This window comes from Mycobacterium sp. 1423905.2 (assembly GCF_001673155.1).
GTDB lineage: Bacteria > Actinomycetota > Actinomycetes > Mycobacteriales > Mycobacteriaceae > Mycobacterium.
On record NZ_LZLE01000353.1, the window covers coordinates 13,147 to 38,069 of the forward strand.

Consider the following 24,923-nt stretch of genomic DNA (forward strand, 5'->3'; position numbering starts at 1 on the left):
TTGCTGGGCTCTCAGTGGGCACACCGTAGCAAGGGGCTCCGACGGCCAGCTGGCCCTGGCTGTGTGCCGACAAAAATGCGGTGACAGGATAGTTTCGACATCAAATGGGTTTCCCGCCAGCTTCATCATGGTGTGGTAAGCCAGAGATCGACGTGTGCCGACCGACGACCGATCCAGGAGTCAATAACGATGGCCTTCTCAGTCCAGATGCCGGCACTTGGTGAGAGCGTCACCGAGGGAACGGTCACCCGCTGGCTCAAGCAAGAAGGCGACACGGTCGAAGTCGACGAGCCTCTGGTGGAAGTGTCCACGGACAAGGTCGACACCGAGATCCCGTCGCCGGCCGCGGGTGTGCTGACCAAGATCGTCGCCCAAGAGGACGACACGGTGGAGGTGGGCGGTGAACTCGCCGTCATCGGTGACTCCGAGGACAGCAACGACGGCGGTGACGGCACGGGCGACTCCGGTCAGCAGGACAGCGGCGAGCAGGCCCCGGCCGAGCAACAAGCCGAGCCAGAGCCAGAGCCAGAGCCCGAACCCGAACCCGACCGCGAGCCCGAGCCAGAACCGGCGCCCCAGGCGAAGTCCGGTGGTGCCGGCGGCGGCGGTGACTCGACGCCCGTCCTGATGCCCGAGTTGGGCGAGTCGGTGACGGAAGGGACGGTCACCCGCTGGCTGAAGAAGGTGGGCGATACCGTCGAGGTCGACGAGGCGCTGGTGGAAGTGTCCACCGACAAGGTGGACACCGAGATTCCCTCGCCGGTGGCCGGAGTGTTGCAAAGCATCACCGCCGAAGAAGACGACGTGGTGCAGGTGGGCGGGGAATTGGCCCGCATCGGGTCCGGGGCACAAGCCGGCGGCGACTCCCAGCCCGAGCCCAAGCCCGAACCGGAGGCCAAACCGGAGCCCGAACCGGAACCCGAACCGGAGCCCAAGGCCGAGAAGAAGCCGGAACCCACGCCGGGACCGAAACCGGAGCCCAAGCCGGAGCCCAAGCCGCAAGCCGAAGAAAAGCCCTCGCCCAAGCCCGAGCCAGATCAGGGGCAGCCGTCCGGCCAGGGCGACGGTGCGCCGTATGTCACTCCGTTGGTGCGAAAGCTGGCCGCGGAGAACAACATTGACCTGGCCGAGGTGACCGGCACCGGAGTCGGTGGACGCATCCGCAAGCAGGACGTGCTGGCCGCCGCCGAAGAGAAGAAGCAGCAGAAAGAACAAGCACCGGCCCCAGCAGCGCAGTCCCAGGCCGCCGCACCCGCGGCCAAGGCGCCCGCTGCCGCCGCCCCCTCGCCATCACCCTCGCTGGCGCACCTGCGGGGCACCACCCAGAAGGCGACCCGGATCCGGCAGATCACCGCGGCCAAGACCCGAGAGTCGCTGCAAGCCACGGCACAGCTCACCCAGACCCACGAGGTCGACATGACCAAGATCGTGTCGTTGCGGGCTAAAGCCAAAACCGCCTTCGCCGAGCGCGAAGGGGTGAACCTGACGTATCTGCCGTTCATCGCCAGAGCGGTGATCGACGCGCTGAAGGTTCATCCCAACGTCAACGCCAGCTACAACGAGGACTCCAAGGAGATCACCTACTACGACGCCGAGCACCTCGGTTTCGCGGTGGACACCGAGCAAGGCCTGCTCTCCCCCGTGATCCACAACGCCGGCGACTTGTCGCTGGCCGGGTTGGCCCGGGCCATCGCCGACATCGCCGCGCGTGCCCGGTCCAACAAGCTCAAGCCGGACGAACTCTCCGGCGGCACGTTCACGATCACCAATATCGGCAGTCAGGGCGCGTTGTTCGACACCCCGATTCTGGTGCCGCCGCAGGCCGCCATGTTGGGCACCGGGGCCATCGTGCGCCGGCCGCGGGTGATCGTCGACGAATTCGGCAACGAGTCGATCGGCGTGCGTTCGGTTTGCTACCTGCCCCTGACTTATGACCATCGCCTGATCGACGGCGCCGACGCCGGACGTTTCCTCACCACCATCAAGCACCGCCTTGAAGAGGGAGCTTTCGAGGCCGATCTAGGGCTTTAGGAAGGCTTCTTCACCGTGGACAACGCCGTTATCGCGATAGCGGGTTCGTCTGGCTTGATCGGCTCGGCCCTGACCTCCGCGCTGCGCGCCGCCGACCATACCGTGCTGCGCATCGTGCGCCGGACACCGACGAATTCCGAAGAGCTGCACTGGAATCCCGAAAGCGGTGAGTTCGATCCCGACGCGCTGCTGGATGTCGACGTGGTCGTCAATCTGTGCGGCGTCAACATCGGCAAGCGTCGCTGGTCGGGGGCGTTCAAGCAGAGTTTGCGCGACAGCCGGATCGCCCCGACCGAGGTGCTGGCGGCCGCCGTCGCCGACGCCGGTGTCAGCACCCTGATCAATGCCAGCGCCGTCGGCTACTACGGGGACACCAAGAATCGCGTCGTCGACGAAAACGATTCCGCCGGAGCCGGTTTCCTGGCTCAACTGTGCGTGGACTGGGAAGCCGCGACGCTGCCAGCGCAGTACAGCGGCACCCGAGTTGTGTTGGCACGCACCGGAATTGTGCTGGCCCCGTCGGGCGGTGCGCTGCGCATGATGCGACCGGTGTTCTCGGTCGGGCTGGGTGCACGGCTGGGCAGCGGCCGGCAGTACATGTCCTGGATCAGCCTTGAGGACGAGGTGCGGGCGTTGCTGTTCGCGATCTCACATCCCACGTTGTCCGGCCCGGTCAACCTGACCGGACCGGCGCCGGTCACCAACGCCGAGTTCACCACGGCCTTCGGCCGCGCCATCAACCGACCGACGCCGTTGGCGGTGCCGGGGTTCGCGGTCCGGGCGGCCCTGGGTGAATTCGCCGACGAAGGTTTGCTCACCGGGCAGCGCGCCATTCCGTCGGCGTTGGAGCGCGCCGGATTTCAGTTCCACCACAACACGATTGGCGAGGCCCTGGAGTACGCGACGCTGCGGCTTCGCGAGCCGTAGCCCGCGGGGTAGCCTCGGTTCTGTGACGGGGTCCATCCGATCCAGCGCCGCCCCTATCGCGGTACGCCAGCTGAGGTCCATCGACTACTCAGACGCCTGGCAATTGCAGCGTGAGCTGGCCCAGGCCCGGGTCGCCGGTGGCGCCGACACGCTCCTGCTGTTGGAGCATCCCGCGGTCTATACCGCTGGCCGGCGCACCGAGCCGCACGAACGCCCCAGCGACGGAACTCCGGTGATCGACACCGACCGCGGCGGCAAGATCACCTGGCATGGCCCCGGCCAATTGGTCGGCTACCCGATCATCGGCCTGGCCGAGCCCCTCGACGTGGTCAAGTACGTGCGGCGCCTCGAGGAGGCATTGATCACCGTTTGCGGCGAATTGGGGCTCGACACCGGCCGGGTCGACGGCCGCTCCGGCGTGTGGCTGCCGGCCGGTGACGGCCGGCCCGCTCGAAAGATCGCCGCTATCGGCGTCCGGGTGTCGCGCGCCACCACGTTGCACGGATTTGCGCTCAACTGTGATTGTGACTTGCAAGCCTTCACCAGAATCGTGCCCTGCGGGATCGCTGACGCCGGAGTGACGTCCCTGACGGCCGAATTGGGACGTACGGTCACCGTCGCAGACGTGCGCAGCCGGGTCGCTGACGCGGTGTGCGACGCCTTGGACGGTGTGCTGCCGGTCCAAGAGCATGTCCCGGGTGGCCGCGTAGCATCGACGTTGTGACTGTCGCTCCGGAAGGCCGCAAACTGCTGCGCCTCGAGGTGCGCAACGCCGAGACGCCGATCGAGCGCAAACCGCCGTGGATCAAGACGCGGGTCCGGATGGGCCCGGAGTACACCGAACTCAAAAGCCTGGTGCGACGTGAGGGTCTGCACACGGTCTGTGAAGAGGCCGGCTGCCCCAACATCTTCGAATGCTGGGAAGACCGGGAAGCCACCTTCCTGATCGGCGGCGACCAATGCACCCGCCGTTGCGACTTCTGCCAGATCGACACCGGCAAGCCCGCCGCGCTGGACCGCGACGAGCCCCGCCGGGTCGCCGAGAGCGTGCAGGCGATGGGCCTGCGGTACGCCACCGTCACCGGCGTGGCCCGCGACGACCTGCCCGACGGCGGCGCGTGGCTCTACGCCCAGACCGTGCGCGCCATCAAGGAACTCAACCCGCACACCGGCGTCGAACTGCTGATCCCCGACTTCAACGGCGCGCCCACCCGACTCGCCGAAGTCTTCGAGTCCCGCCCAGAAGTGTTGGCGCACAACGTCGAAACGGTGCCGCGCATCTTCAAGCGCATCCGCCCGGCCTTCACCTACCAGCGCAGCCTCGACGTGATCACCGCCGCGCGCGACTTCGGATTGGTGACCAAGAGCAACCTGATCCTGGGTATGGGCGAAACGCCCGAGGAGGTGCGCACCGCCCTGGCCGATCTCCATCGCGCCGGCTGCGACATCGTCACCATCACCCAGTACCTGCGCCCGTCGGCGCGCCACCACCCCGTCGATCGCTGGGTGCGGCCCGAAGAGTTCGTCGAGCATGCGCAGCACGCCGAGCAAATCGGCTTCGCCGGGGTGCTGGCCGGACCGCTGGTGCGCTCGTCCTACCGGGCGGGACGCCTCTACGAACAGGCCGCTGTTCGCCACCGTCACTCAGCCCCGCGCTGAGCGTCACTATCCTTGGTGACTATGGCCAAATCCCGTAACGCCGCCGAGACCAAGGCAGCCAAAGAGGAAGCGAAGGCTGCCCGCAAGGCCGCCGCTCGGGAGCGCCGCAGCCAGCTGTGGCAGGCGTTCAGCATGCAGCGCAAAGAAGACAAGCGCCTACTGCCGTACATGATCGGCGCCTTCGTCCTCATCGTGGCCATCGCGGTGGCCGTCGGACTGTGGGCCGGCGGATTCACCATGATCCTGCTCATCGTCTTCGGCGTGGTGCTCGGCGCGCTGGCGGCCTTCATCATCTTCGGTCGGCGCGCCCAGCGCAGCGTCTACCGCAAAGCCGAAGGGCAGACCGGCGCCGCGGCCTGGGCGCTGGAGAACCTGCGCGGCAAGTGGCGGGTCACGCCGGGAGTGGCGGCGACCGGTCACTTCGACGCCGTGCACCGGGTGATCGGCCGGCCCGGCGTCATCTTCGTCGCCGAAGGATCGGCCAACCGCGTCAAACCGCTGTTGGCGCAGGAGAAGAAGCGCACCGCGCGGCTGATCGGCGACGTGCCAATCTACGACATCGTCGTCGGCAACGGCGACGGCGAGATTCCGCTGGCCAAGCTCGAACGCCACCTCACCCGGCTGCCGGCCAACATCTCGGTCAAGCAGATCGACACCTTGGAGTCGCGGCTGGCCGCGCTGGGCACCCGAGCCGGCGCAAGCATGCTGCCCAAGGGTCCACTGCCCACCAACGCCAAGATGCGTGGCGTGCAGCGCACGGTGCGGCGGAAATAACGCGGCGATCGCAAGCGCGGCGTAGCCGGGCGCAGCGCCTCGCCGCCAAAAAATAGTCTGCAGCCGAGTCAGCGCCTGACCACCGCGGTAGCGGTCAGCCGGTCCTGTAGTCCGCGCCCGTCCGAATCGGTGAACAACGGCGGCACCACCAGCCCGATCAGCAGGCCCCGCACCGCCAACCGGCCGATGCCGATGGGCGCTGGGGCGCCGACCGAAGCCACCTGCAGACCCAACAGCAACTGGCCGGGACTGAAGCCGAACAGCCGCACCGACACCGCACCCAGAACCAGCCAGACGGCCAGCACAGCCGTCGAGAGCATTGGCATGGAAATCAGTCCGAATCGCATGGCCAGCAACGCCAGCCCGTAACCGATCAGCCAGTCGATCAGCAGCGCGCCGAATCGCCGCCCCGTTCCCGCCAGCGAACCCGGGCCACTGCGCGGCAGGCCCAATGCCTCACCGGGGTAGGTCGACGGCGACTCCGACATCACTGACCTGGCCCGACGGTCGAAGACTCCGGTCGCGCTGACAACCCGCGCGAAATCACCGTCGGACCAGTTACGATCTTGCCGATCATGGCTTCACAATAGGGCCCGGGCACAACCCGGAAACTGATGCCGCCGCTGTGGTCACGTAACGTCTGCGCAACACGGGGTTGACCAACCGGCAACAACTGCTCCCTAGCGTCGGCCGCGAATCACCAAGTAAAGGAGCACTCTGTGACAACGACGCCCGACGACGTCTTCAAACTCGCCAGGGACGAAAACGTCGAGTTTGTCGACGTCCGGTTCTGTGACCTGCCCGGCATCATGCAGCACTTCACAATTCCGATTTCGTTCTTCGACGAGAGCGTGTTCGAAGACGGCCTGGCCTTCGACGGTTCGTCGATTCGTGGTTTCCAGTCGATCCACGAGTCCGACATGCTCCTGTTGCCGGACCCCGACACCGCGCGCATCGACCAGTTCCGCGAAGCCAAGACGCTGAACATCAACTTCTTCGTGCACGACCCGTTCACCCTCGAGCCCTACTCCCGCGACCCGCGCAACGTGGCCCGCAAGGCGGAGAACTACCTGATCAGCACCGGCATCGCCGACACCGCGTACTTCGGGGCCGAGGCCGAGTTCTACATCTTCGACTCGGTGGCCTTCGACTCGCGCACCAACGGCTCGTTCTACGAAGTCGACGCCATCTCCGGGTGGTGGAACACCGGGGCGCCCAACGAAGCCGACGGCAGCGCCAACCGGGGTTACAAGGTCCGGCCCAAAGGCGGCTACTTCCCGGTGGCACCGGTCGACCACTACGTCGACCTGCGCGACAAGATGCTGACCAACCTGATCAACGCCGGCTTCAGCCTGGAGAAGGGCCACCACGAGGTGGGCACCGGCGGGCAAGCCGAGATCAACTACAAGTTCAACACCCTGCTGCACGCGGCCGATGACATGCAGCTCTACAAGTACATCGTCAAGAACACCGCGTGGCAGAACGGCAAGACCGTCACCTTCATGCCCAAGCCGCTGTTCGGCGACAACGGCTCCGGTATGCACACCCACCAGTCGCTGTGGAAAGACGGCAACCCGTTGATGTACGACGAGACCGGGTACGCCGGCCTGTCGGACACCGCCCGTCACTACATCGGCGGCCTGCTGCACCACGCGCCGTCCCTGCTGGCGTTCACCAACCCGACGGTCAACTCCTACAAGCGGCTGGTGCCCGGTTACGAGGCCCCGATCAACCTCGTCTACAGCCAGCGCAACCGCTCGGCGTGTGTGCGGATCCCGATTACCGGCAGCAACCCCAAGGCCAAGCGCTTGGAATTCCGGTGCCCCGACTCGTCGGGCAACCCGTACCTGGCGTTCTCGGCGATGTTGATGGCCGGGCTGGACGGCATCCGCAACAAGATCGAGCCGCAGGCCCCGGTCGACAAGGACCTCTACGAGCTCCCTCCGGAGGAGGCCGCGAACATCCCGCAGGCGCCCGTGCAGCTGTCCGCGGTGATCGACCGGCTCGAAGCCGATCACGAATATCTCACTGAGGGAGGCGTTTTCACGCCCGACCTGATCGAGACGTGGATCAACTTCAAGCGGGAGAACGAGATCCTGCCAGTGCAGATCCGGCCGCACCCGTACGAGTTCGCGCTTTACTACGACGTATAAGGAAGACGTTTAGCACCGAAGCCGCCCGCGCGTAGATCCGCAATCCGCCGACCTACTCGCGGGCGGTTTTCGTTTTGGAACTACCGATTGGTCGGTATAGCCCTCCCATACGGCCATGACCAATCAACGCCGATCGTCAACGGCTCGGCGGAGCGCACCACCAAACGATGTGACCTTGCTCATAGCGAGCCACAAGTTAGCCGGTACGGCGTGTTCGGATGGTCAAACCGATTCAACACAATGACCGAGTAGTACGGCGCACGCTCCGCGACAGCATTCGGCAGAAGGTAGGTGTTCTATGGCCGCGAGCTACGGAAGAACTTCGCCGCCTGTCGACATTGGGCGTGACTTGGTGGTCCGCGCCGCGGACTTGGTTCCACTGCTCACCTTCAACGCCGCCCGGGCCGACCGTCAGCGTCGTATTTGTGGGGAGAACCTGGATGAGCTTCGCGACGCCGGCTTGTTGCGCATGATGACTCCCCGCCGGTGGGGCGGCCGCCAGGCGAAATTCGAGACCAAGGTCAGGGTGGTGAGCGAACTCGCTCGCGGCTGCGCCAGCACGAGTTGGGTGTTGGCTCAGCTCACCGGCGGAACGTGGTTCGTCGGCATGATGAATAAACAAGCCCAACAGAACGTCTGGGCAAGCAATCCGGACGCGACGGTGGCAGTGGCCATCTCACCGCCGGGCACAGCGGACCCGACAGGCGAGGGCTACCGCATCAGCGGGCACTGGCCCCACTGCTTCGGCGTCGAGCACGCCGACTGGGTGCTCCTCGGCGCCCGGCCCGTCGGCCCCGACGGACCGGCACCCCTCGTCGCGCTGGTGCCGCGCGACGAGGTTCAGATCGAGGACACCTGGCACCTGACGGGCATGCGAGGCACCGGGTGCAACACCGTCGCGACCGATGGCGTGACCGTCCCCTTCCATCGGACGACTTCGCTTGGCGCAATTGAGAAGACGCTGCTGCGTTGGGGTGCCTTGAGCGATCTCGGCGGAGCTCAGCTCGGGTTGGCCCAGGCCGCACTGGATCTGGTGAGGGATCACGCGTCCCGACGCGGGTGCACTGCCACCACGTCCAGCCGGACATCGGATGCACCGACCGTCCAGCTCGGCGTGGCACGAGCGGCTTCAGCCCTCGACACGGCAGAAGCTTTGGTGTTCAACGCGGCCCAGGAACAAGACCGCGCGGGCCGCAAATGGGCCCCGCCTTCGGTGTTGGACCGCGCGCGCGTGCACGGGAAGCTGAACCGCGGCATCATCGAGGCCCGTGACGCCGTCCGTGAGCTGATTTCGGTTGCAGGTGCGCCCGCGCTCGCCGAATTCAATCCGCTGCAACGCATTTGGCGTGACAGCGAGATCGCCGCCAGCAACGCCGTCAGCAACCCGGCAATCAGCGCCGAGGTCTATGGCCAACTGTTGTTGGGCGTCGACGAGCCGCGGGCCGTCACGTTGTGACAGTGACTCAATTCATCTCGGCTCGATAGCGTCCGGGCGTGATGCCGGCCACCGCGCGAAACGCGCGGCGTAGCTGAGTTTCCCCGCTGAATCCGGATGCTGCGGCGATGTCAGCGACCGACCGATCGGGATGAGCGCGCAGGAGGCGTTGGGCTTCGGCCACCCGGATCTCACGCAACTCGTCGGCCAGCGATCGAGGGGTATCGCGAAACAGACGGAACAACGTGCGCCGCGAGAGGTGGCAGCTGCGCGCCACCGCGTCGGCATCGAGGGTGGAATCACGGAAGGCTCGACGCAGGTTTAGCAGCACCCGCTCTCGCTCGAGTTCGGCCGGCGCGCTCTGGGCGCCGGCGGCGATGGCCACCGTCGAGCTGATCAGGCCGAGTGCGTGGGTGGCGAAGGCCGAACAGTCCTGACCGGCGAGTGCTCGAAAGAACGCACCTACCGCCGCGGCGCGGCCGTCGTCTCCGTCCAGCGGTGAGCCACTGGCTCGCTTCAGAGCCCGCTCGGGTACCGCGTCGCGCGGCACCTGCACGATCACCTGTTCGAAGTCGCCGTCGAAGGAGAAGTCGAACGGACGCGTGCTGTCACAGAACACGATCGCCCCGGGCGTGAGCCGTGCCGACCGGCCGTCCTGTTCCACCTGGCACTGGCCGGCGACATGGATCGTCGCCATGGCGTATCCGCCAACCGCGTCATCGATCAGAGCCGACGTGCGGCGGACTCGCTGCGCGGTCGAGCGGACGGTGGTGATCTGCAGCGCACCACACCCCGCTCCATCGAGTTCCGCCCAGAAGGGCCCGTCACCCAACGGTGAGGCCACGAGCGGAACCAGCGTGCGGTTGATCACGTCCCGATAGGCGGTGAAGGTGTGGGGTCGGACCTGCATTCGAAGTTCAACACGGGGCGAGGAGAAAGCAATCCTGCAATCGGCCGCCAATTGGCACCATCTGACCGGACGTCGGCACTCAGGGCATCACCTCGGCAACCGCACCGGCCCAAGCTGAAACGCACAAACGTCCCGAACGACAGAAGGTACTCGCTCTATGACCGCGATCCCCAACACAACCTGTGCATCTCTCGGCGCCGCCCTGGTTGCCCGTGCCGCAAACCTGGTTCCGCTGCTCAGCTTCAACGCCGCGCGCGTCGACCGGGAGCGCCGTATTCCTGCCGAGAATCTCAACGAGCTCACAGAAGCCGGCCTATTGCGGATGATGACACCGAGGCGATGGGGCGGCCACGAGGTGGGGTTCGCGACGAAGATCGCGGTGGTCAGCGAACTCGCACGCGGCTGTGCATCCACCAGCTGGGTGTTGGCTCTGCTCACCGGCGGGGCCTGGTTCGTCGGCATGATGAACGAGCAAGCCCAGAGCGATGTCTGGTCGACCGGTCCCGACGCGACGGTCGCGGTCGCCGTCCCCCCGTCCGGATCGGCGGACCTCGTCGACGACGGGTACCGCGTCAGCGGCCGCTGGCCGTACTGCTCCGGCGTCGAGCACGCCGACTGGGTGCTTCTCGGCGCCCGGTTCCTCGGCCCGGACGGCCAACCGGCTCCCATCGTGGCGCTGGTGCCGCGCGAGCAGGTGGAGATCGAGGACTCCTGGCACGTGACGGGAATGCGCGGCACCGGGTCCAATACCGTGGTGACCGGTGGGGTACATGTGCCGTTCCACCGAACGATCGGCCTGGGTGCCGTCGGGGAAGGACACGTCGACACCGCGTTCACCGCCGAGGCGCCCTACCACGTTCCACTGACCCTGGCCGCGTTGAGCGATCTCACCGGACCCCAACTCGGATTGGCCAGAGCGGCACTGGACTTGGTGATCGAAGCAGCATCCCGGCGCGGCGTCAGTGCCACCACCTACCCCCGGCAAAGCCAAGCGCCGACCGTGCAGCTCGCCGTGGCACGAGCGGCCTCATCGATCGATACCGCGCACGCGTTGGTGTTCACCGCGGCAAAGGAAATGGACCGCGCCGGCCGCACCCGGGTGCGTCCTCCGCTACTGGACCGCGCGCGCATGCGGATGCAATTGACCCGCGGCATCGTCGAGGCACGCGCCGCGATCCGTGACCTGATGTCGGTCGCAGGCAGCTCTGCATACACGGAAGCCAATCCATTGCAACGCATTTGGCGTGACAGCGAAATTGCCGGCAGCCACGCCGTGAGCAACCCCGCCATCAGCGCCGAGGTCTACGGCCGGCTCCTGTTGGGCGTCGACGAGCCGCTGGTGATTCCCGTGTGACCGCTAGGCGTCGAGCGCGAGGTCCTTGCGGAAGCGGCGCATGCCGTCGATCTTGTCGTCCAGACTGGCGTCGGGGCCGGCGTAGAACATCCACGGCATGGTGATGATGCCGGTGATGCCCGCGTCGGCGGCGCGTTGGTAGTCGGCGGTGGTGAACGCGTCGGTGAGCGGGGTGAGGATGGTGAATTCGTCCATAGTTAAGCCGGATTCGGCTCTGAGTTCGCGCAACCGGCCGGCCGCCCCGATGGCGCGGTCGGTCTTGATCAGGTCACCGATCCAGCCGTCGTTGCGCGCGGCGCGGCGCAGCGCGGCGTCGCTGAGCCCGCCGACGTAGATCGGTATCGGCGGTGGCGTCGGCTGCATTTCCAACCGGGGCGCGGTGTAGAACTCGCCCTCGAACTCCGTCCAGCCCGGCGCCCACAGCGCTCGCATCAATCGCAGGATTTCGTCGGTGCGCTTGCCGCGGGCCGTGAACGGCTCGCCCATCAACGCGAACTCCTCTTCGCACCAACCCACTCCGACACCCAGCTCCACCCGGCCAGCGGCCAGAACCGCGGCCGTACCAATCGCTTTGGCGGCCGAATAGGGGTTGCGCATGGCGGGGATGTACACGGTGTTGACGAACCGCAGCCGCGAGGTGACTTGGGCGAGCGCACCGACCAGCACCCACGGGTCGGGCCAATCGGTGAACGGCTGCCAGCGCCGCTGCCCATCTTTGGTGTACGGATACGGCGTGGCCAGGGTTTCCAGGTTGACGACGTGGTCGGGTATGCCGATGCCGTCGTAGCCGAGTTCGTCAGCGGCCTTGGCGATCTCGATGATCTCCGTGGTGTTCAAGAAGGCGCTGCTGATGTAGAACTTCATTCGGGGTCCCGGGCCCACGCCGGTTTGATGAAGATGCCTTCGGCCTCGACCGTCACGCCTTTGGCATCTGAAATAGACCCGCGCGCAAATGCTTTGACACCTTCGGCCCGCTCGACGTAGGCGTCGCAGCGTAGCGGGCCCAATGGGGTGCCGCGCAGGTACTTCACCGTGATGGTGCCGGTGAACAGCGGCTTGGTCAGCCCACCGCTGGCCGCCTCACCCAGCATGTGGTCGAGCACCAGCGCGCTCATACCGCCGTGCACCAATCCGGGCGGACCTTCGTAGGCAGGGCCGAGCACGAATTCACTCCAGCACCGTCCGTCGTCCTCGTGGTGCACCACCAGCGGCGGGGCCAGGGGGTTACACGGGCCGGTCGCCGCGTTGCCCAGGGGCACCGGACGGCCGTCGACGCGGTAGCTGACGCCGGGCGGGCGGACGCGTTGGCTCAGCAGAGATTCGGTGACCTTCTCGATGGTCGCGCGCGCCGCGGAGATGACGTCATCGTCGGCTTGGGTGCGAATCGTCGCGTCGATGAGGTCTCGCACGGCTTCGGTCAACGGCGCATACATCGCCGTCACCCGACCAAGCTCCGCCTCGCTCAAGACCTCGAACGTCGCGTCCAACCGAATCCGCCTCCCCTGTTCAGGTCCCGAACACCTTGCGCACGACGGCTTTTGCGCGTCGCGTCACCCGCAGATAGTTGTCCAGGAATTCTCCGCCGTCCTCACCCTGCCAGCCCGCGGCCACGGCCACGGCGTTGAGCTGGCGCCCTGGACCGGGCAGCTGATCGGTCGGCTTGCCCCGCACCAGAACCAGCGCATTGCGCGCTCGGGTGGCGGTCAGCCAGGCCTGCCGCAGCAGATCCACTTCGTCTTCAGGCACTAGGCCGGCTTCGGCGATCGCGTCCAGGGACTGCAGTGTCGAGGTGTTGTGCAGCGCCGGGATCTCGTGGGCGTGCCGCAGTTGCAACAACTGCACGGTCCACTCGATGTCGGCCAACCCGCCGCGGCCCAGTTTGGTGTGGGTGTTCGGGTCCGCACCCCGCGGCAGTCGTTCGGACTCCACGCGGGCCTTGATGCGGCGGATCTCGCGGACCGCATCGGCCGATACCCCGTCGGGCGGATACCGCGTCTTGTCCGCCAGTACCAGGAACCGTTGACCCAGTTCGGCATCGCCGGCCACCGCGTGCGCGCGCAGCAACGCCTGGATCTCCCAGGGTTGGGCCCATTGCGCGTAGTAGGCGGCGTAAGACCCGAGCGTGCGGACCAGCGGCCCATTGCGGCCTTCGGGGCGCAGGTTGGCGTCGACCTCCAGCGGAGGGTCGACGCTGGGCGTGCCCAACCGGGCCCGCACCTGCTCGGCGACCATCGTCGCCCACTTCACGGCTTGCGAATCTGCCACGTCATGGGCCGGCTCGCAGACGTACATGACGTCGGCGTCCGACCCGTAACTCAGTTCCGAGCCGCCCAACCGTCCCATGCCGATCACCGCGAGAGCCGCCGGTGCGCGGCCGTCGGCGGGCAGGTTGGCCCGGATCACCGCCTCCAGCGCGGCCTGCAACACCGCGACCCACACCGAGGTCAGCGCGCGGCAGACTTCGGTGACCTCCAGCATGCCCAGCAGATCGGCCGACCCGATCCGGGCCAATTCGCGGCGGCGCAGCGTCCGGGCGGCCGCGATAGCCCGCTCCGCATCGGTGTGCCGGCCCGCCGAGGCGACCAATGCGCGGGCCACCGCCGCGGGTTCGGTCTCCAGCAGCTTGGGGCCCGACGGCCCGTCGGAGTACTGCTGGATCACTTCGGGTGCCCGCATCAACAGATCGGGCACGAACGCCGAGGTGCCGAGCACGTGCATCAACCGTTTGGCCACGGCGGGTTTGTCGCGCAGCGTCGACAGGTACCAGGTCTGGCCGGCCAGAGTTTCGCTGAGGCGGCGGTAGGCCAACAGGCCGCGGTCGGGGTCGGGCGCATATGACAGCCAGTCCAGCAGCCGGGGCAGCAACACCGATTGCACTCGTCCGCGCCGTCCGCTCTGATTGACGAGCGCCGAGATGTGCTTGAGCGCGGTCTGCGGGCCCTCGTAGCCCAGCGCGGCGAGTTGGCGCTCGGCAGCCTCCGACGTCATTCCGTGGCCGAGCTCCAGCCCGGTCGGCGTAATCGATTCCAGCAGTGGTTGATAGAAGAGTTTGTCGTGCAGCCGTGACACCCGGTGGTTCTGGTTCTTCAGCTCTTCGCGCAACACCCCCGCGGCGTCGTGCCGACCGTCTGGCCGGATGTGCGCCGCCCGGGCCAACCAGCGCACCGCTTCTTCGTCGTCGACTTCGGGCAGCATGTGGGTGCGCTTGAGCCGTTGCAGCTGCAGGCGGTGTTCGAGCAGCCGCAGAAACTCGTATGAGGCGGTCAAGTTCGCTGCGTCCTCGCGCCCGATGTATCCACCGGCGCTCAACGCCGCCAGCGCGTCCACCGTCGACGCCACGTGCAGCGACTCGTCGCTGCGGCCGTGCACCAGCTGCAGCAGTTGCACGGCGAATTCCACGTCGCGCAGCCCGCCGGTGCCCAGCTTCAGTTCGCGGCCGCGCACATCGGCTGGCACCAGCTCCTCCACCCGGCGTCGCATGGCTTGCACTTCGGATACGAAGTCCTCCCGCTCGCAGGCGGTCCACACCATCGGCATGAGCGCGGCCAGATAACTCTCGCCCAGTTCCCGGTCACCGACCGCGGCGCGGGCTTTCAGTAACGCTTGGAATTCCCAGGTTTTGGCCCACCGCTGGTAGTAGGCGACGTGCGAATCCAGCGTCCGGACCAACTCGCCGTTGCGGCCCTCTGGGCGCAGGCCGGCGTCCACCTCGAAGAAGGCCGCGGAGGCCACCCGCATCATTTCGCTGGCCACCCGCGCGCTCAGTGAGTCGGCGCGCTCGGCGACGAAGATGACGTCGACGTCGCTCACGTAATTGAGTTCGCGCGCACCGCATTTGCCCATCGCCATCACAGCCAGGCGCGGCGGTGTGCGCCCCGAGCACAACGTGTCTTCGGCGACCCGCAGTGCGGCCGCCAGCGCGGCATCGGCGGTGTCGGCGAGTTGGGCGCCGACCACGGTGAACGGCAGCACCGGTTCGTCTTCGACGGTCGCGGCCAGGTCGAGCGCGGCCAGCACCAACAGATGGTCGCGGTACAGCGCCTGCAGCCGGCGCAACAAGGCGCCCGACGATTCGCCGGCGGCCTCCTCGATGCACTCGGTGAACGACCGGTGCAGCTGGTCCAGCGTCGGAAGTTTCACGTTGCCGCGCAACAACTTCCACGATTGCGGATGGGCGATCAGGTGGTCCCCCAACGCCAGGGACGAGCCCAGCACCGCGAACAACCGTCCGCGCAGATTGCGCTCGGCGAGCAGCGCCATGTTCAACTGGTTCCAGCCGGTATCCAAACTCTCCGAGAGTCGAATCAAGGCTCGCAGCGCCGCATCGGCGTCCGGGGCGCGCGACAGTGACCACAGCAGATCGACGTGGGCCTGATCGTCTTGCTGGTCCCAACCCAACTGCGCCAGCCGGGCGCCGGCGGCAGGGTCGACCAATCCGAGCCGCCCAACGCTGGGCAACCTGGGTCGCTGCGTCGCGGGCTTGGTCACGCCCATGACGGTAGCGCAAAGCGGCGGGCACCCCGTCCGCTAGGCACGGTGCGTCGACAGGTGGTTAGAGGGACAAGTAGGTACTCAGCTCGTACGGGGTGACGTGGCTGCGGTAGTTCGCCCACTCCGTGCGCTTGTTGCGCAAGAAGAAGTCAAAGACGTGCTCCCCCAGCGCTTCTGCGACAAGCTCGGAGGCTTCCATGGCACGCAGCGCGGCGTCCAGGCTGGACGGCAACTCGCGGTACCCCATGGTGCGGCGTTCCTCGGGCGTGAGATCCCAGACGTTGTCCTCGGCCTGCGGGCCCAGCACGTAGCCCTTCTCCACCCCGCGCAGGCCGGCGGCCAGCAACACCGCGAACGCCAGGTAGGGGTTGCACGCCGAATCCGGGCTGCGCACCTCGATGCGCCGCGAGGACGTCTTGTGCGGGGTGTACATGGGCACCCGCACCAGCGCCGAGCGGTTGGCCGCTCCCCAGGATGCGGCGGTGGGCGCCTCCCCGCCGTGGACCAGCCGCTTGTAGGAGTTGACCCACTGGTTGGTGACCGCGCTGATCTCAGAGGCGTGCTCCAAGATCCCGGCGATGAAGGACTTGCCGACGTCGGAGAGTTGCAGCGGATCGTCGGTGCTGTGGAAGGCGTTGACGTCGCCTTCGAACAGGCTCATGTGCGTGTGCATCGCCGAGCCGGGGTACTGCCCGAACGGCTTGGGCATGAACGACGCCCGGGCGCCCTGGCCCAGCGCCACTTCCTTGATCAGGTAGCGGAACGTCATCACGTTGTCGGCCATGGACAGCGCGTCGGCGAAGCGCAGGTCAATTTCCTGCTGGCCCGGCGCGCCTTCATGGTGGCTGAACTCCACCGAGATGCCCATGAACTCCAGGGCCTCGATCGCCTCCCGGCGGAAGTTCGACGCGGAGTCGTGGATGGCCTGGTCGAAGTAGCCGGCGTTGTCGATGGGGACGGGCACCGAGCCGTCGTCGGGACCGGCCTTGAGCAAGAAGAACTCGATCTCCGGGTGCACGTAGCAGGAGAACCCGAGTTCGTTGGCCTTGGTCAGTTGCCGACGCAACACGTGGCGCGGGTCGGCCCACGACGGCGAGCCGTCGGGCATGCTGATGTCGCAGAAGATCCGCGCGGAGTGATGGTGGCCGGCCGGGGTGGTCCAGGGCAGCACCTGAAACGTCGACGGATCCGGGTTCGCCACGGTGTCGGATTCGGAGACCCGCGCGAACCCCTCGATCGAGGACCCGTCGAAGCCGATGCCCTCTTCGAAGGCGCCTTCGAGTTCCGCCGGGGCGATCGCGACCGACTTGAGGAACCCAAGCACGTCCGTGAACCAGAGCCGGACGAACCGGATGTCGCGTTCCTCCAGGGTGCGGAGGACGAATTCCTTCTGTCGATCCATATCCCGAACAGTAGGCACTGTGTGTTAACTCCGTGTTACCGATGCCCGTTCAGGCGCGTTGCGGCGTGTCTGCCGACTCACTGCTGGCAGCGCAGGTTGGCCGGCGGCGGCGTGAGGTCGACGAAGTAACGCACCACTGCGGTGTCCACACACTGGTTGCCGTCGAACACCGCGGTGTGTTGGGTGCCGTCGAAGGTGATCAACGCGGCGCCCAGCTGGCGGGCCAGGTCGACGCCGGCCTGGTACGGGGTGGCCGGGTCGTGGGTGGTGGAAACGACGACGACTTTGCCGGGCCCGGCCGCAGGTGCCGGGTGCGGTGTGGACGTGGCCGGCTCGGGCCACATCCCGCAGATGTCGCGCGGGGCGGACCCGGTGAACTGCCCATAGCTGATGAACGGCGCCACCTGCCGGATCCGCTGGTCGGCGGCGACCCAGGAGGCCGGGTCCGTGGGGGTCGGCGCGTCAACGCAGCGGATCGCGTTGAAGGCGTCCTGGCCGTTGTCGTAATGCCCTTGGCGGTCGCGGCCGTTGTAGTCGTCGGCCAGCGCCAGCAGGTCGCCGGCATCCGTGCCGCGTTGCAGCCCGAGCAGGCCGCTGGTCAGGTACTTCCAGTGCTGCGGGGTGTAGAGGGCGTTGATGGTGCCGGTGGTGGCGTCGGCGTAGCTCAGGCCGCGCGGGTCCGACGTCTTGCCCGGGTTGGCGACCAGCGGGTCGACCAGCGCGTGGTAGCGGCTGACGAACTGGGTCGGGTCGGTGCCCAGCGGGCAGGCGGTCGAGCGGGCGCAGTCCGCGGCGTAATCGTTGAATGCGGTTTGGAAACCGGCCATTTGGTTGACGGTCTGTTCGATGGGCCCGATGGTCGGGTCGATGGCGCCGTCGAGCACCATGGCCCGCACGTGGGCTCCGAACCGCTCGACGTAGGCGGTGCCGAGTTCGGTGCCGTAGCTGTAGCCGAGGTAGTTGAGCTGCTCGTCGCCGAGCGCCTGCCGGACCATGTCCATGTCGCGTGCGGCCGAGGCCGTCCCCACGTTGGCCAGGAATGCCGGTCCCATGCGGTCCACGCAGTGCTGGGCCAGGTCGTGATAGACCTGCTCGATGTGGGCGACGCCGGCCGGGCTGTAGTCGACCATCGGGTCACGGCGGTAGGCGTCGAATTCGGCGTCGGTGCGGCACCGCAACTGCGGGGTCGAGTGGCCCACGCCGCGCGGGTCGAAGCCCACCAGGTCGAAGTGACGCGCGATGTCGGTGTTCTTCAGTTCCGGTGCCATCCCGGCGACCATGTTCACCGCAGACGCGCCGGGGCCGCCGGGATTGACCAGCAGCGAGCCGATGCGTTGGCCGGTGGCCGGGACGCGGATCACCGCTAACTTCGCTTGCGGCCCACCGGGTTTGTCATAGTCGACGGGCACCGACACCGTGGTGCAGCGCGCCGTGGGGATGTCGGTGGTGTCGGACACGAACGCGCCGCAGGATTCCCAACTCTGTTGCCCAACGGCGACGGGCGTTGCCGGACTCTGGGTCTGACCGGTGTCGGGTTCGGGAGTGGCGCCTGCCAACGGTGATGCGGCGATCGACTGCCCGCCGACTACCAACCCGAATGACAGCAGCACCGAGCTCAACGATGTCAGGCGCGGCATGGCGGACATCGTCTCACTTCCACCGGCCCGCGCAGGACGCGGATGGGTAACGCCTTGGTCTCTTATCTATCGCCGGCACAGCCGATCTGGCGTGGCTAACACTTGGCGCCACTAGGTGGTGTGGTACCGCCGATCAGATATGCGGTGACGTAATCGTCGATGCAGCTATCACCCTGGAAGACAACCGTGTGTTGGGTTCCGTCGAAGGTGAGCAGTGATCCGCGCAGTTGGTTGGCCAGGTCGACGCCGGCTTTGTACGGTGTCGCGGGATCATGGGTCGTCGAGACCACCACGGTGGGCACCAGGCCGGGGGCCGAGACGGCGTGCGGCTTGCTGGTCGGCGGTACCGGCCAAAACGCGCATGTTCCCAGCGGCGCGTCGCCGGTGAACTGCCCGTAGCTCATGAACGGCGCGACTTCGCGGGAGCGCCGGTCTTCGTCGACGACTTTGGCACGGTCGGTGATCGGTGGCTGGTCGACGCAGTTGATCGCCACCCGCGCGTCGGTGGCATTGGTGTAGTGCCCCTTGGAGTCTCGCCGCATGTACATGTCGGCCAGCGCGAGCATGGTGTCGCCGCGATGGTCGGTCAGTTCGCGTAAGCCGTCGGTCAGGTGGTGCCACAGATTGGGCGAATACAGCGCCATAATGGTGCCCACGATCGCGTCGCTATAGCTCAGGCCTCGCGGGTCCTTGGTCTTGGCGGGTCGGCTGACTTGCAGGTTGTTCGGGTCGACCAGCGGGTCCAGCAGGCTGTGGTACACCTCGACGGCTTTGGCCGGGTCGGTGCCCAGCGGGCAGCTTTGGTCCTTGGCGCAGTCGGTGGCGTAGTCGTTGAACGCGTCCTGGAAACCCTTGGCCTGGCGCAGATCTGCCTCGATGGGGTCGGCGTTGGGGTCGACGGCACCGTCGAGGATCATCGCTCGCACGCGCTGCGGGAAGGCCTCGGCGTAGGCCGAGCCGATGCGGGTGCCGTAGGAGTAGCCCAGGTAAGTCAGCTTGTCGTCGCCGAGTGCGGCACGGATGGCGTCGAGATCTTTGGCGACGTTCACTGTTCCGACATTGGCCAGGAAGTTCTTGCCCATCTTGTCGATGCACCGGCCGACGAACTGCTTGGTCTCGTCCTCCATGTGCGCCACGCCCGCCGGGCTGTAGTCGACCTGTGGTTCGGTGCGCAGCCGGTCGTTGTCGGCGTCGGAGTTGCACCAGATCGCCGGCCGCGAGGACCCGACTCCGCGGGGGTCGAATCCGACCAGGTCGAAACGTTCGTGGATGCGTTTGGGCAACGTCTGGAACACACCGAGTGCCGCCTCGATACCGGATTCACCCGGGCCGCCGGGATTGATGACCAGCGAACCGAGCTTGTCGCCGGTCGCGGGGAACCGGATCATCGCCATTACCGCGACCTGATTGGGGTCGGGGTGGTCGTAGTCGACGGGGACGGCGAGCTTGCCGCACATCGCGCCGCCGGGCAGCTTCAACTGCGCGCTCGCGGTGCGACACGGCGTCCACTCCACCGCCTGCCCCAGCCGCGGCTCTGCCATCCGGGCGCGGCCGCCGACCACGCGGATGCAGCCGGTGAGCACCAGGGCCACGGTGGCGATCGCGGTCCAGATCAGCAGCAAGCGCGCGATCTTGTCGCGGCGAGACGAGAACATGGCACCCTATGCTGCCAGAGATCACCCAAGACGCTGGTCAGCGGGCTATCCGGGTCGTTACCGGGCCGCCGCCAGCAGTTCTTCCATCGCGACGGGGAACTCGTCAGCCATCTCCCACAGGTCCGGCAGCAGGTCGGGGCAGGAGATCAGCCCGACGTTGAGGCGGCCGGTCAACGACATCACGGTGATGTTCAACCCCGAGCCATGGAAGATCGGGCCCAGCGGGTACATCGCCTTGACCTCGCAGCCCAGCAAGTACAGCGGGATCTGCGGGCCGGGCACGTTGGAGACCACCAGATTGTGCACCGGCAGGCTTTCGGTCAGCCGGGTGCTGGCGTAGACCCGCATCGCCACCCCGAACACTGCCGGTGCGGCGAACTGGGTCCAGTCCTGCAGCAGCGTCGCACCGATGGCCGAACTGTGTTCCTTCGCAACCGAATTCGCGTCGGCGATCGCTTTCAGCCGCTGCACCGGGTCGGCGATGTGCGATTGCAGGCTGGCGAACATCGCCGAGACCTGGTTGCGGCCAGGGCGATCCGACTTGCCGTGCACCGACACCGGCACCGACGCCACCAGCGACGTCTCCGGCAGCGCATCGCGCTCGGCGAGGTATTGCCGCAGCACCCCGGAGACCAGTGCCATCACCACATCGTTGACCTTGACGTTGAACCGGTCCTTGCCCGTCTTGACGTCTTGCAGGTCCAAGTCGGCGTAGGCGATGTTGCGGCGGCCGGTGACGCTGGCGTTGAACACGGTGCGGGGCGCGGAGAACGGCCGCGCCATGGCCTGACCGTCGCGGGCCCGCAGCACCGTCTCGACCACCGAGGACACCGTCTGCGGCACCACATTGGCCAGTTGCAGCGGCCGGGTGGCGAATCGGAGCAGACCGCCCGCGGCGATCTGCCAGCCGCTGGCGTCGCCCACACCGGCCACCGGTTCGGGCGCGGGCGCGTCGGCTTCGGTGGTGCACAGCTTGGACATCAGGTTGGCGCCGGTCACGCCGTCGACGCCGGCGTGATGAACCTTGGTCATCACCGCCAGACACTTCTTGTGTCGGTCGGCGCCCGCGACGCCTTCGATCACCCACATCTCCCACAGCGGTCGGCTGCGGTCCAACGGCAGCGAGGCCAGGTGCCCGCAAATCTCGGCCAGTTCGGTGCGTCCGCCCGGCGGCGGCAATCCGATGCGGTGCAGATGGCGGTCGATCTCGAAGTTGGCGTCGTCCACCCACACCGGGTGATCGAGGTTCAGCGGGCTGTTGGCAAGCTTTTCCCGGAACTCCGGCATGGCTTTGATGCGCAGTGACAACGCGTCGCGCAGCCGGTCAAAGCTGTACCCGCCGGGCATCGTGGTCGGGTCCAGACCCATGATCGAGCAAACGTGCATGGGCTGGGAGGGCGTCTCCAGGTAGAGAAAGCTGGCGTCGAGTCCGCTGAGCCGCTGCATCCGACGATGCTATGCCGCCAGGGGGACGAGCACATCGGCGGCGCGATCTGGCAGAATGGCAGGGTCAGACGAACCCGGGGACCCGCCGAGGGAAACAGACCTTCGCAGGCCACGAGGATCGACCCGACCACCCACTAGGACAATGATGTCTGAACAAAACCCCTATGGGGTCAATTCCGTTGCCGCCGGCGCGCCACGCGTCAAGACCCGCACTCACCACCTGCAGAAGTGGAAGGCCGAAGGCCACAAGTGGGCCATGCTGACCGCCTACGACTACTCCACCGCCCGGGTGTTCGACGAAGCCGGCATCCCGGTGCTGCTGGTCGGCGACTCAGCGGCCAACGTCGTCTACGGCTACGACACCACGGTGCCAATCTCGATCGACGAGCTCATTCCGCTGGTTCGGGGCGTCGTGCGCGGCGCTCCGCACGCCCTGGTCGTCGCCGACCTGCCGTTCGGCAGTTACGAGGGCGGCCCGGCCGCGGCCTTGGCCGCCGCCACCCGGTTCATGAAGGAAGGTGGGGCGCACGCCGTCAAGCTCGAAGGTGGTGAGCGGGTCGCCGAACAGATCGCCCATTTGACGTCTGCGGGCATCCCGGTGATGGCGCACATCGGCTTCACCCCGCAAAGCGTCAACACCCTGGGCGGCTTCCGCGTGCAAGGCCGCGGCGATGCCGCCGAGCAGACCACCGCCGACGCCATCGCGGTCGCCGAAGCCGGGGCGTTCGCCGTGGTGATGGAGATGGTGCCCGCCGAACTGGCCACCCAGATCACCGGCAAGCTCACCATCCCGACGGTGGGAATCGGCGCCGGGCCCAATTGCGACGGGCAGGTGCTGGTATGGCAGGACATGGCGGGGCTGAGCAGCGGTAAGGCGGCCCGGTTCGTCAAGCGCTTCGCCGACATCGGCGGCGAACTGCGCCGCGCCGCAACGCAATACGCCGAAGAGGTGGCCGGCGGAGTGTTCCCCGCCGACGAACACTGCTTCTGACCGTTCCGGTCAGCGCGTAACCCTGGTATGGCACTCTATTGGGGCCCTTTCCCGATCCCCGACCGCGGTGACGCGCTCTCACGGAGGCGAAATGCCAGGAAAAGCGCCGAAGGCGGCGCGCCATCTCGAGGTTGAGCGCAAGTTCGATGTCGGTGAAACGGCGGTGTCGCCGTCGTTCGAGGGCATTGCCGCCGTGGCTCGTGTCGAGAAGTCGACGGCGCAGGCGTTGGACGCGGTGTACTTCGACACCCCGGATCAGGATCTGGCGCGCCACCGGATCACGCTGCGTCGCCGCACCGGCGGTCACGACGCCGGGTGGCACCTGAAGTTGCCGGACGGGCCCGATTCGCGCACCGAGATCCACGCGCCGCTCGGTGAGGCCGACAACGCCGACGTGCCCGGCGAGTTGCGCGACGTCGTGGCGGCCATCGTTCGCGACCGCCCGCTGGAACCGGTCGCCCGCATCACCACCCAACGGGAAAGCCAGGTGCTCTACAGCGCTGACGGCGCCGCATTGGCGGAATTCTCGAACGACCACGTCACTGCCTGGTCGGCCGGGCGGCCCGACGACTCGGACTCCGAGCCCGCCGAACAGCAGTGGCGGGAGTGGGAGATCGAGCTCGCCGAGGATGAAGGCTCGAACGGCGCCGCCGGACGCGAGCTGCTGGACCGGCTGAGCAATCGGCTGCTCGATGCCGGCGCCGCTCCAGCCGGCCACGGCTCGAAGTTGGTTCGAGCGCTGGGCCCGATAGCACCTGACCGCACTCCCCCGCCAGCCGATCCGGTACACCGTGCGGTCGCCGAGAACATCGAGGAACTGCTCGTTTGGGATCGAGCGGTCCGCGCCGACGCCGACGATGCCGTCCACCAGATGCGGGTGGTCACCCGCAAGATCCGCAGCTTGCTCAAAGACACCCAGGAATCATTCGGGTCGGACTGCGAGTGGGTGCTCGATGAGCTACGTGAGCTGGCGGGTGTATTAGGGGTGGCCCGTGACGCCGAAGTGCTGCGCGACCGCTACCGCGAGGCACTCGACCGGCTCGACCCGGCGCTGGTGCGCGGACCCGTTCGGCAGCGCCTGGTCGACGGCGCGCAGCGGCGCTACGAGGTGGGGTTGCGCCGGTCGTTGATCGCGATGCGCTCCCAGCGCTACTTCCGGCTGCTCGACGCGCTGGAGGCGTTGGTTGCCGAAGCGCCTGCCGCCGCGACGGATCAGAAGCCGCCCGAGAAGACGCCGGTCACCATCGACGCGGCCTACCGGGGCGTTCGCAAGGCCGCCAAAAAGGCCCAGGCCGAACCCGAGGAAGAACACGACGAGGCGCTGCACCGAATCCGCAAGAAAGCAAAGCGGTTACGTTATACGGCGGCGGCCACTGGTGAGAAAGACGTGTCGCAGCAAGCCAAAGCGATCCAGGCGCTGCTCGGCGATCATCAAGACAGCGTTGTCAGCCGCGATCACTTGGCGCAGCAGGCCGACACCGCCTATGCCGCGGGCGAAGACACGTTCACTTACGGCTTGCTGTACCAGCAGGAAAGCGACTTGGCCGACGCCTGCCGTCAACAGCTGGATGCCGCGCTGCGCGCACTCGACAAGGCGGTTGACAAAGCCCGGGATTGAACCGGGTGAGGCGCGAACGAGTTGGCCTGTAAGCCGGATTCTGTTCCCCACCGCCGCGGCTGGAGCCAACGGCAGCACGGCGACGACCATCCATCTGGACACACCGTTGCCGGGTGCCTCAAGCGGCCTACCCGCAGACTCGGGCGAGCAACCCTCGAACGTCTGCGCGGCCGCACCTAGGGCGCGGCCTTCTTGGCCTTGCTTCGGGTGGGGTTTGCCGAGCCATCCCGGTCACCCGGGATGCTGGTGCGCTCTTACCGCACCGTTTCACCCTTACCACCTCGAGGGTGGCGGTCTGTTTTCTGTGGCACTTTCCCGCGAGTCGCCTCGGATTGCTGTTAGCAATCACCCTGCTCTGTGAAGTCCGGACTTTCCTCGACCCGATGCTGATTACCAGCACGAGCCGCGGCCGTCCAGCCAACTCGTCCGCGACGAACACG

General features: G+C 67.1%; 19 protein-coding genes and 1 other RNA gene. 10 read left to right on the forward strand and 10 right to left on the reverse strand.

Annotation, left to right across the window (positions count from 1 at the left end):
* Positions 1–189 precede the first annotated feature (189 nt).
* From sucB to A9W95_RS24325, 5 genes are read left to right on the forward strand one after another with little or no spacing between them, the layout of a single operon-like run.
* Positions 190–2,031, forward strand: a complete 1,842-nt coding sequence (gene sucB, locus A9W95_RS24305; protein WP_067418725.1) for a 2-oxoglutarate dehydrogenase, E2 component, dihydrolipoamide succinyltransferase — start codon at positions 190–192, stop codon at positions 2,029–2,031.
* A gap of 15 nt (positions 2,032–2,046) precedes the next feature.
* The gene (locus A9W95_RS24310; protein ID WP_067418726.1) at positions 2,047–2,958 is read left to right on the forward strand and encodes a TIGR01777 family oxidoreductase; all 912 of its coding nucleotides are present in this window, start codon (positions 2,047–2,049) and stop codon (positions 2,956–2,958) included.
* 22 nt (positions 2,959–2,980) lie between these two features.
* Positions 2,981–3,682 (forward strand): lipoyl(octanoyl) transferase LipB, encoded by a 702-nt coding sequence (gene lipB, locus A9W95_RS24315; RefSeq protein ID WP_067418728.1) that lies wholly within the window; start codon positions 2,981–2,983, stop codon positions 3,680–3,682.
* Positions 3,679–4,617 (forward strand): lipoyl synthase, encoded by a 939-nt coding sequence (gene lipA / locus A9W95_RS24320; protein ID WP_067418730.1) that lies wholly within the window; start codon positions 3,679–3,681, stop codon positions 4,615–4,617. The genes lipB and lipA overlap by 4 nt, the downstream gene beginning before the upstream one ends.
* A gap of 21 nt (positions 4,618–4,638) precedes the next feature.
* The gene (locus tag A9W95_RS24325; protein ID WP_067418731.1) at positions 4,639–5,391 is read left to right on the forward strand and encodes a DUF4191 domain-containing protein; all 753 of its coding nucleotides are present in this window, start codon (positions 4,639–4,641) and stop codon (positions 5,389–5,391) included.
* A gap of 68 nt (positions 5,392–5,459) precedes the next feature.
* On the opposite strand, the gene A9W95_RS24330 is transcribed toward A9W95_RS24325, so the two are convergent.
* Complete coding sequence (locus A9W95_RS24330; protein WP_371328115.1) at positions 5,460–5,879, reverse strand: RDD family protein; 420 nt, start codon at positions 5,877–5,879, stop codon at positions 5,460–5,462.
* A gap of 231 nt (positions 5,880–6,110) precedes the next feature.
* Here A9W95_RS24330 and glnA (A9W95_RS24335) point away from each other — a divergent pair, with 231 nt between their 5' ends.
* Both glnA (A9W95_RS24335) and A9W95_RS24340 read left to right on the forward strand, forming a co-directional pair.
* A complete protein-coding gene (gene glnA, locus A9W95_RS24335; protein WP_067418734.1) occupies positions 6,111–7,544 on the forward strand; it encodes a type I glutamate--ammonia ligase in 1,434 nt (477 codons plus the stop codon).
* 298 nt (positions 7,545–7,842) lie between these two features.
* On the forward strand, positions 7,843–9,000 hold the full coding sequence (locus A9W95_RS24340; RefSeq protein ID WP_082983308.1) for an acyl-CoA dehydrogenase family protein: 1,158 nt from the start codon (positions 7,843–7,845) through the stop codon (positions 8,998–9,000).
* Between the two features lie 7 nt (positions 9,001–9,007).
* On the opposite strand, the gene A9W95_RS24345 is transcribed toward A9W95_RS24340, so the two are convergent.
* Positions 9,008–9,889, reverse strand: coding sequence for an AraC family transcriptional regulator (locus A9W95_RS24345; RefSeq protein ID WP_067418736.1), 882 nt, complete (start codon positions 9,887–9,889; stop codon positions 9,008–9,010).
* Positions 9,890–10,046: 157 nt separating this feature from the next.
* Between A9W95_RS24345 and A9W95_RS24350 the strand changes: the two genes are divergently transcribed.
* The gene (locus A9W95_RS24350) at positions 10,047–11,243 is read left to right on the forward strand and encodes an acyl-CoA dehydrogenase family protein (RefSeq protein WP_067418738.1); all 1,197 of its coding nucleotides are present in this window, start codon (positions 10,047–10,049) and stop codon (positions 11,241–11,243) included.
* Between the two features lie 3 nt (positions 11,244–11,246).
* Here the strand turns inward: A9W95_RS24350 and A9W95_RS24355 are convergent, their stop codons facing one another.
* The 7 genes from A9W95_RS24355 to A9W95_RS24385 all read right to left on the reverse strand — a co-directional run bounded on the left by A9W95_RS24355 (position 11,247) and on the right by A9W95_RS24385 (position 21,874).
* Positions 11,247–12,107, reverse strand: coding sequence for a TIGR03619 family F420-dependent LLM class oxidoreductase (locus A9W95_RS24355; protein ID WP_067418739.1), 861 nt, complete (start codon positions 12,105–12,107; stop codon positions 11,247–11,249).
* Complete coding sequence (locus tag A9W95_RS24360; protein ID WP_067418741.1) at positions 12,104–12,730, reverse strand: PaaI family thioesterase; 627 nt, start codon at positions 12,728–12,730, stop codon at positions 12,104–12,106. Before A9W95_RS24360 ends, A9W95_RS24355 begins: the two co-directional genes overlap by 4 nt.
* A 19-nt stretch (positions 12,731–12,749) precedes the next feature.
* A complete protein-coding gene (locus A9W95_RS24365; RefSeq protein WP_067418743.1) occupies positions 12,750–15,737 on the reverse strand; it encodes a bifunctional [glutamine synthetase] adenylyltransferase/[glutamine synthetase]-adenylyl-L-tyrosine phosphorylase in 2,988 nt (995 codons plus the stop codon).
* 58 nt (positions 15,738–15,795) lie between these two features.
* Positions 15,796–17,136: a type I glutamate--ammonia ligase gene (glnA, locus tag A9W95_RS24370; RefSeq protein ID WP_067418745.1), complete on the reverse strand. Its 1,341-nt coding sequence runs from the start codon at positions 17,134–17,136 to the stop codon at positions 15,796–15,798.
* Positions 17,137–17,213: 77 nt separating this feature from the next.
* Positions 17,214–18,782 carry an alpha/beta hydrolase gene (locus A9W95_RS24375; RefSeq protein ID WP_156746387.1) on the reverse strand — a complete coding sequence of 523 codons (1,569 nt, stop codon included), beginning with the start codon at positions 18,780–18,782 and terminating at the stop codon, positions 17,214–17,216.
* A gap of 86 nt (positions 18,783–18,868) precedes the next feature.
* Complete coding sequence (locus A9W95_RS24380; protein ID WP_067418746.1) at positions 18,869–20,428, reverse strand: alpha/beta hydrolase; 1,560 nt, start codon at positions 20,426–20,428, stop codon at positions 18,869–18,871.
* Between the two features lie 57 nt (positions 20,429–20,485).
* Positions 20,486–21,874 carry a wax ester/triacylglycerol synthase family O-acyltransferase gene (locus tag A9W95_RS24385; protein WP_067418748.1) on the reverse strand — a complete coding sequence of 463 codons (1,389 nt, stop codon included), beginning with the start codon at positions 21,872–21,874 and terminating at the stop codon, positions 20,486–20,488.
* A 145-nt stretch (positions 21,875–22,019) separates the two neighbouring features.
* On the opposite strand from A9W95_RS24385, the gene panB reads away from it, so the two are divergent.
* Positions 22,020–22,865: a 3-methyl-2-oxobutanoate hydroxymethyltransferase gene (panB, locus tag A9W95_RS24390; RefSeq protein WP_067418768.1), complete on the forward strand. Its 846-nt coding sequence runs from the start codon at positions 22,020–22,022 to the stop codon at positions 22,863–22,865.
* A gap of 91 nt (positions 22,866–22,956) precedes the next feature.
* A complete protein-coding gene (locus tag A9W95_RS24395) occupies positions 22,957–24,483 on the forward strand; it encodes a CYTH and CHAD domain-containing protein (RefSeq protein ID WP_067418750.1) in 1,527 nt (508 codons plus the stop codon).
* Between the two features lie 13 nt (positions 24,484–24,496).
* Here A9W95_RS24395 and rnpB read toward each other — a convergent pair.
* An RNA gene (gene rnpB, locus A9W95_RS24400) (RNase P RNA component class A) lies at positions 24,497–24,908 on the reverse strand.
* Positions 24,909–24,923 lie beyond the last annotated feature (15 nt).

What these genes read in the sequence shown, in the direction of transcription:
- A9W95_RS24365 (WP_067418743.1), bottom strand. Translation starts at nt 15,737, where the DNA reads ATGGGCGTGACCAAGCCCGCGACGCAGCGACCCAGGTTGCCCAGCGTT.
- A9W95_RS24345 (WP_067418736.1), bottom strand. Translation starts at nt 9,889, where the DNA reads ATGCAGGTCCGACCCCACACCTTCACCGCCTATCGGGACGTGATCAAC.
- A9W95_RS24385 (WP_067418748.1), bottom strand. Translation starts at nt 21,874, where the DNA reads ATGCAGCGGCTCAGCGGACTCGACGCCAGCTTTCTCTACCTGGAGACG.
- A9W95_RS24325 (WP_067418731.1), top strand. Translation starts at nt 4,639, where the DNA reads ATGGCCAAATCCCGTAACGCCGCCGAGACCAAGGCAGCCAAAGAGGAA.
- A9W95_RS24395 (WP_067418750.1), top strand. Translation starts at nt 22,957, where the DNA reads ATGCCAGGAAAAGCGCCGAAGGCGGCGCGCCATCTCGAGGTTGAGCGC.
- A9W95_RS24355 (WP_067418739.1), bottom strand. Translation starts at nt 12,107, where the DNA reads ATGAAGTTCTACATCAGCAGCGCCTTCTTGAACACCACGGAGATCATC.
- A9W95_RS24340 (WP_082983308.1), top strand. Translation starts at nt 7,843, where the DNA reads ATGGCCGCGAGCTACGGAAGAACTTCGCCGCCTGTCGACATTGGGCGT.
- A9W95_RS24380 (WP_067418746.1), bottom strand. Translation starts at nt 20,428, where the DNA reads ATGTTCTCGTCTCGCCGCGACAAGATCGCGCGCTTGCTGCTGATCTGG.
- A9W95_RS24375 (WP_156746387.1), bottom strand. Translation starts at nt 18,782, where the DNA reads ATGTCCGCCATGCCGCGCCTGACATCGTTGAGCTCGGTGCTGCTGTCA.
- A9W95_RS24330 (WP_371328115.1), bottom strand. Translation starts at nt 5,879, where the DNA reads ATGTCGGAGTCGCCGTCGACCTACCCCGGTGAGGCATTGGGCCTGCCG.
- A9W95_RS24350 (WP_067418738.1), top strand. Translation starts at nt 10,047, where the DNA reads ATGACCGCGATCCCCAACACAACCTGTGCATCTCTCGGCGCCGCCCTG.
- panB (WP_067418768.1), top strand. Translation starts at nt 22,020, where the DNA reads ATGTCTGAACAAAACCCCTATGGGGTCAATTCCGTTGCCGCCGGCGCG.
- sucB (WP_067418725.1), top strand. Translation starts at nt 190, where the DNA reads ATGGCCTTCTCAGTCCAGATGCCGGCACTTGGTGAGAGCGTCACCGAG.
- glnA (WP_067418745.1), bottom strand. Translation starts at nt 17,136, where the DNA reads ATGGATCGACAGAAGGAATTCGTCCTCCGCACCCTGGAGGAACGCGAC.